Genomic DNA, 6,624 nt, shown 5'->3' on the forward strand with positions numbered 1-6,624 from the left:
CGCGTGCGCTGCGCTGCTGCTCGGCATGGCCACCGCCGGCGGGATGGGCATGGGCGATGTGAAGCTCGGTGCCGGGCTCGCGCTCGCGAGCGCGACGCTCGGGTGGGGCGTCCCGCCCGCCGGTCTCGCCGCATCCGTCGTCGTGGGCGGGATCGCCGGGGCTGCGGCGCTCGCGAGCGGGCGGCGCTCGGTGCCCTTCGGGCCGTGGCTCCTCGCGGGGCACGGCATCGCGGTCGCGGCCGTCGCGGCCGGCGCTGTGTGACGTCGCGTGACGGCCCGATTCCCGCTCCCGGCTGTCTGATACCTACCCTGGTGAGCGACCCCGCAGCCTTCTGAAGGAGCCCTCCCATGTCCCTCCGACGCATCCGTCCCATCGCCGTCGCCGGTTCGCTCGGCCTCGCCGTCGCACTCGTGGGCTGCAGCGCCAGCGCCGCAGGCAGCGACGACGCCGCGCTCGGCACCGCGGAGAACCCCGTGCAGCTCGGCGTCGTGGGCGCCTCGGAGCCGTACTGGGCGACGTACGAGGAGGCGGTCGAGGCCGAGGGCATCGAGCTCGACATCGTCGACTTCACCGACTACAACCAGCCGAACCCCGCGACGAGCGAGGGCGAGCTCGACATCAACCAGTTCCAGCACATCATCTACCTCGCGAACTACAACGTGCAGGCGGGCGACGACCTCCAGCCCATCGGCTCGACCGCGATCTACCCGATCGGCCTGTACTCCGACAAGTACGCATCGCCCGACGAGATCCCCGACGGCGCCGAGGTCATCGTGCCGAACGACGACACTAACCAGGCGCGCGGCCTCCTCGTGCTGCAGTCGGCCGGGCTCATCTCGCTCGCCGAGGGCGGCAGCCCCTACTCGACCGTCGAGGACGTCGTCGCCGAGGAGTCGCGCGTCACCGTGCGCGCCGTCGACGCGGCGCTCACCGCGACGTCGCTGCCCGACGTCGCCGCGGCGATCATCAACAACGACTTCATCACCGACGCCGGGCTCACGCCCGAGGACGCGATCGCGCAGGACGACCCGAACGACCCGGCCGCCGCCCCCTACATCAACATCTTCGCGACGACGGCCGAGAACGTCGACGACGAGGTGCTGAACCGCCTCGTGGAGATCTACCAGACGAACGAGGACGTGCAGGCGGGCGCGCTCGAGGCCTCGGGCGGGTCGGGCATCTTCACCGTGACGCCGAAGTCCGACCTGCAGGCGGCGCTCGCCGACGTGCAGGCGGAGCTCGAGGCGCAGTAGCAGAGCGAACGGGGCGGGGGCCGGCCTGGCCTCCGCCCCTCCTGCACGACGAGCGAGAGGAAGCGGCATGGCCGAGCACATCGTGATCGACCGGGTCTCGAAGCGGTTCCCGCCCGCGAAGCGCGGCGGCGACGAGATCGTCGCCGTCGACGACGTCTCGCTCAGCATCGAGCAGGGCGAGATCTTCGGCATCATCGGCTACTCGGGTGCCGGCAAGTCGACGCTCGTCCGGCTCATCAACCAGCTCGAGCCCGTCTCCGACGGGCGCATCACGATCGGCGGCGTGCCGATCACCGAGCTCCGCGGACGCCGGCTGCGCGAGCAGCAGACCGGCATCGGCATGATCTTCCAGCGCTTCAACCTGCTCACCTCGCGCACCGTCGCGGGCAACGTCGCCTACCCGCTCGAGGTCATCGGCGTCGGCCGTGCCGAGCGGCGGCGACGCGTCGAGGAGCTGCTCGAGTTCGTCGGGCTCGCCGGGCGGGCGGACGCCTACCCCGAGCAGCTCTCGGGCGGCCAGCAGCAGCGCGTCGGCATCGCGCGTGCGCTCGCCACGAGTCCGAAGGTGCTGCTCGCCGACGAGGCGACGAGCGCGCTCGACCCCGAGACGACCGTCGAGGTGCTCGACCTGCTCGCACGGGTGAACCGCGAGCTCGGCGTGACCATCGTCGTCATCACGCACGAGATGGAGGTCATCACGCGGATCGCGCAGCGCGTCGCCGTGATGGAGGAGGGCCGGGTGGTCGAGATCGGGCCCACGTACGACGTCTTCACCCGGCCGCAGACGGCTGTCGCGCGACGCTTCGTGCAGACCGTCGTGCGCGCGCTGCCGGAGGGCGACGAGCTCGCGCAGCTGCGCGCGCGGCACGAGGGACGGCTGTTCACCATCTCCTTCACCGACGAGGGCGCGTCCGAGGCGCGGGTCTTCTCGGCGCTCGCGCGCGCGGGCGTCGACTTCAACCTCGTGCACGGCGGCGTCGACGACATCCAGGGCCGGGTCTACGGCCTGCTGACGATCGCCGTGCGCGGCGACGCCGACGCGGTCGCCTCGGCGCTCGCGGGCGTCGGCAGCGGGGTGCGCGTGGAGGAGCAGCGATGAACGAGCTCGCGAGCATCCTCCCGACGCTGCTCGAGCAGACCGGGATCATGCTGTGGATCGTGGCGGTCTCGCTCGTCTTCGGCGGGCTCGGCGGCCTCGTGATCGGCACGGGCCTCTACGTCACCCGGCGCGGCGGCATCCTGCAGCAGCCGGCGATCTGGTGGGTGCTGAACGTGCTCGTGAACACGTTCCGGCCCATCCCCTTCATCATCTTCCTCGCGGCGATGCAGCCTCTCGGCCGCCTCGTCGTCGGCAAGGGCATCGGCACCGAGTACGCCATCTTCGCGATCGCGCTCGCCGCGACGTTCGGCATCGCCCGCATCGTGGAGCAGAACCTCGTGTCGATCCCGACGGGCGTCATCGAGGCGGCCCGGTCGACGGGCGCGAGCCCGTGGCGCATCATCCGCACGGTCATCCTGCCCGAGGCCCTCGGCCCGCTCGTGCTCGGCTACACCTTCGCGGTCATCGCGATCGTCGACATGTCGGCGGTCGCGGGGCTCGTGGGCGGCGACGGCCTCGGCAACTACGCGATCACCTACGGCTACCGGCAGTTCGACCCGGTCGTGACGTGGTCGGCGCTGCTCGTGATCGTGGTGGTCGTGCAGCTCATCCAGGTGCTCGGCAACTGGCTCGCGCGACGGATCATGCGGCGCTGAGCGGCGCCGCGGCGCCCCGACGCGCCGCGCGATGTCTGATCTCTCCCAGCAGCGGGCTATCATCGAGCCGGGGATTCCCCGAACGCTGTTACACCGGATTGGACGCAACGATGGCCGACGTCGCCACATCGAAGCCCGAGCTGCCCCCCGCGGCAGTGGAGGAGACCGCCACGAAGAAGTGGACGCCCCTGAAGATCGCGGTGTGGGCCGCGATCGCGCTGCTCGGCGGCGTCGCGTGGACGATGCTCGCGCTCGTCCGCGGCGAGACGGTCAACGCGATCTGGTTCGTGTTCGCCGCCGTCGCGACGTACCTGATCTTCTACCGCTTCTACTCGAAGTACATCGAGCGGAAGATCGTCCGCCCGGACGACACCCGCGCGACCCCTGCCGAGTACAAGGCGAACGGCCGCGACTACGTCGCCACCGACCGTCGCGTGCTCTTCGGCCACCACTTCGCCGCGATCGCGGGCGCCGGCCCGCTCGTCGGCCCCGTGCTCGCCGCGCAGATGGGCTACCTGCCCGGCACGATCTGGATCATCGTGGGCGTCGTGCTCGCGGGTGCCGTGCAGGACTACCTCGTCATGTTCTTCTCGATGCGCCGCGGCGGCCGCTCGCTCGGCCAGATGGCGAAGGACGAGTTCGGCCGCATCGGCGGCGCGGCCGCGATCATCGCGACGCTGCTCATCATGGTGATCATCACCGCGATCCTCGCGCTCGTCGTCGTCAATGCGCTCGGCGAGAGCCCGTGGGGCGTCTTCTCGGTCGCGATGACCATCCCGATCGCGCTCTTCATGGGCGCGTACCTGCGCTGGATCCGCCCCGGCAAGGTGCTCGAGATCTCGATCATCGGCTTCGTGCTGCTCATGGCGGCGATCGTCGGCGGCGGCATGGTCGCCGAGACGTCGTGGGGCCAGGAGCTCTTCACGCTCGACCGCGTCACGATCGCGTGGGGCATCGTCATCTACGGCTTCATCGCCGCCGTGCTGCCCGTCTGGATCCTGCTGACGCCGCGCGACTACCTGTCGACCTTCATGAAGATCGGCGTCATCGTCGCGCTCGCGCTCGCGATCATCGTCGTGCGCCCCGAGATCACGGTGCCGGCCTTCACCGAGTTCGCCTCGGGCGACTCCGGCCCCGTGTGGCCCGGCTCGCTGTTCCCGTTCCTCTTCGTCACGATCGCGTGCGGCGCGCTCTCCGGCTTCCACGCGCTCATCTCCTCCGGCACGACGCCGAAGATGGTCGAGAAGGAGAAGCAGGTGCGCCTGCTCGGCTACGGCGGCATGCTCATGGAGTCGTTCGTCGCCGTCATGGCGCTCGTCGCGGCGATCTCGATCGACCAGGGCATCTACTACGCGATGAACTCGTCCGCAGCCAACACGCAGGGCACGATCGAGGGTGCCGCGGCGTTCGTGCAGTCGCTCGGACTCACCGGCGTCAACGTGACGCCCGAGCAGCTCGCGCAGACCGCCGCGGCGGTCGGCGAGGAGTCGGTCGTCAGCCGCACGGGCGGCGCGCCGACGCTCGCCCTCGGCCTCGCCCAGATCATGCAGCAGTGGATCGGCGGCCCGGGCATGATGGCGTTCTGGTACCACTTCGCGATCATGTTCGAGGCGCTGTTCATCCTCACCGCGGTCGACGCCGGCACCCGTGTCGCGCGCTTCATGCTGCAGGACTCGCTCGGCAACATCTTCCCGAAGTTCAAGGACACGTCCTGGACGCTCGGCGCGTGGATCTGCACGGCCATCATGGTCGCCGCGTGGGGCGCGGTGCTCATCATGGGCGTCACCGACCCGCTCGGCGGCATCAACACCCTGTTCCCGCTGTTCGGCATCGCGAACCAGCTGCTCGCCGCGATCGCGCTCGCGATCGTGCTGGCGATCGTGGCGAAGCGCCGCACGTTCAAGCAGCTGTGGGTCGTCGCGCTGCCGCTCGCGTTCATCTCGGTCGTGACGGTCACCGCATCCGCCTTCAAGGTGTTCTCGCCGGTGCCGGCGGTCGGCTACTGGGCCAACCACGTCCGCTTCCGCGACGCGCTCGCGGCGGGCGAGACGTCGGTCGGCACGACCGAGGGCGTCGCGGCGCTCGAGGCCGTGGTGCGCAACACCTTCATCCAGGGCTCGCTGTCGATCATCTTCGTCGTGCTGACGCTCATCGTGATCGGCTTCTCGGTCGCGAACGTCATCAAGGCGTTCCGCATCGACCACGTCGTCGACCAGGAGGACGAGCGCCACGAGTCGGCGATGTTCGCCCCGGCCGGCTTCATCCCGACGCCGGAGGAGCGCGAGCTCCAGAAGCGCTGGGACGCGGTCCCCGACGAGCACAAGCACGTCGCGACCGGCCACTGAGGATGACCGGCATGAGTGCGAGCGAGGGGCGCCCGGCAGCCGCCGGCGCGCTCCTCGCGCGCGCCTGGGACGGCGTCGTGTGGTGGGCCAAGGGCGTCACGGGCGAGTCGAAGTACGCGGCGTACGTCGCGCACGAGCGGCGCGCGCACCCGGACCGCGAGCCCATGTCGGAGCGCGAGTTCTGGCGCGACGAGTACCGTCGCCAGGACGCGAACCCCGAGGGCCGCTGCTGCTGACCCCGCCTGACCGTCGTCACAGTCCGTCACAGTCGCCTGCGGTGGCCGCGGACCTGCGCATGATGGCCGCATGAGCAGCCCCGCCCCCTCGCACCTCGTCGGCAGCATCAACCTGCCCGACGCATCCGCCGTCCTCCGAGCCGTCGCCGGCACCGTCGAGCACGCGCCGCGCATCCCGGACGGCGAGGTGGGGGAGCGCTACTACTGGATCCAGTTCCAGACGCTGCGCTTCGACCGCGCCGCGGGGCTCGAGCGGGTCGGCGAGCCCGGCCACCGCATCCGCGACACCTTCGACGTGCGGCCGTTCCGCGTCACGGGCGAGGTCTCGCTGCCCGAGCTCGGCTACGCCGCCGCGGCGCGCGAGTCGTTCGCGGAGTTCGCCCGGCTGCAGGCGGCCGGCGAGATCGCGGCGGGCACGCGCTTCCAGGTGTCGCTGCCGACGCCCTCGGGCGTGGTCGCCGCGTTCATCGAGCCGGGCAGCCGCGCTGCCTTCGAGCCGATCTACCGCGACGCGCTCCTGGCGGAGGCCGCGGCGATCCAGGCGGCGATCCCGCACGAGTCGCTCGCGATCCAGTGGGACGTCGCGACCGAGTTCGCCCTCCTCGAGCGCGAGCGCGGCGCCGCCTTCCGGATCGAGCCGTGGTGGGAGGGCGACGAGACCGATGGCGTGGTCGAGCGGCTGGCGGCGCTCGCCGCCGCGGTCGCGGACGACGTGCAGCTCGGCTTCCACCTCTGCTACGGCGACGTCGAGGAGGCGCACTTCGTGCAGCCCGCCGACGCCGGCGTGCTCGCCGCCGTGATCGAGCGGCTGCTGGCCCGCAGCCCGCGCACGGTCGACTTCGTCCACCTGCCGGTGCCGATCGAGCGCGACGACGAGGCGTACTTCGCGCCCCTCGCCGCGATCGAGTGGGGCACGACGCAGCCGTTCCTCGGCCTCGTGCACCACGAGGACGGCGTCGACGGCGCGCTCCGTCGCGCCGCCGCCGCCCGCGCCGCCGTGCCCGCGTTCGCGAGCGCGCGCGACGGGCGCGCGC

Annotated in this window: 6 protein-coding genes and 1 pseudogene; all 7 read left to right on the top strand. The window is 71.3% G+C overall.

Features of this window, described 5'->3' with window-relative positions:
• A pseudogene (locus NWP09_RS10845) lies at positions 1-262 on the top strand (prepilin peptidase); the annotation flags it as partial.
• An 86-nt stretch (positions 263-348) separates the two neighbouring features.
• Positions 349-1,254, top strand: coding sequence for a MetQ/NlpA family ABC transporter substrate-binding protein (locus NWP09_RS10850; protein ID WP_258275528.1), 906 nt, complete (start codon positions 349-351; stop codon positions 1,252-1,254).
• Between the two features lie 67 nt (positions 1,255-1,321).
• A complete protein-coding gene (locus tag NWP09_RS10855; RefSeq protein WP_258275529.1) occupies positions 1,322-2,353 on the top strand; it encodes a methionine ABC transporter ATP-binding protein in 1,032 nt (343 codons plus the stop codon).
• Complete coding sequence (locus tag NWP09_RS10860; RefSeq protein WP_258275530.1) at positions 2,350-3,009, top strand: methionine ABC transporter permease; 660 nt, start codon at positions 2,350-2,352, stop codon at positions 3,007-3,009. Before NWP09_RS10855 ends, NWP09_RS10860 begins: the two co-directional genes overlap by 4 nt.
• A 110-nt stretch (positions 3,010-3,119) precedes the next feature.
• The gene (locus NWP09_RS10865) at positions 3,120-5,354 is read left to right on the top strand and encodes a carbon starvation CstA family protein (protein WP_258275532.1); all 2,235 of its coding nucleotides are present in this window, start codon (positions 3,120-3,122) and stop codon (positions 5,352-5,354) included.
• An 11-nt stretch (positions 5,355-5,365) separates the two neighbouring features.
• Entirely contained in the window at positions 5,366-5,590 is a 225-nt protein-coding gene (locus NWP09_RS10870) for a YbdD/YjiX family protein (protein WP_258275533.1), read from the top strand.
• A 70-nt stretch (positions 5,591-5,660) separates the two neighbouring features.
• A partial coding sequence (locus tag NWP09_RS10875) for a hypothetical protein (protein WP_258275534.1) occupies positions 5,661-6,624 on the top strand: 964 nt, incomplete at its 3' end.

Source organism: Agrococcus sp. HG114 (assembly GCF_024723325.1).
Classification (GTDB): Bacteria; Actinomycetota; Actinomycetes; order Actinomycetales; family Microbacteriaceae; genus Agrococcus.

What these genes read in the sequence shown, in the direction of transcription:
- NWP09_RS10850 (WP_258275528.1), top strand. Translation starts at nt 349, where the DNA reads ATGTCCCTCCGACGCATCCGTCCCATCGCCGTCGCCGGTTCGCTCGGC.
- NWP09_RS10855 (WP_258275529.1), top strand. Translation starts at nt 1,322, where the DNA reads ATGGCCGAGCACATCGTGATCGACCGGGTCTCGAAGCGGTTCCCGCCC.
- NWP09_RS10860 (WP_258275530.1), top strand. Translation starts at nt 2,350, where the DNA reads ATGAACGAGCTCGCGAGCATCCTCCCGACGCTGCTCGAGCAGACCGGG.
- NWP09_RS10865 (WP_258275532.1), top strand. Translation starts at nt 3,120, where the DNA reads ATGGCCGACGTCGCCACATCGAAGCCCGAGCTGCCCCCCGCGGCAGTG.
- NWP09_RS10870 (WP_258275533.1), top strand. Translation starts at nt 5,366, where the DNA reads ATGAGTGCGAGCGAGGGGCGCCCGGCAGCCGCCGGCGCGCTCCTCGCG.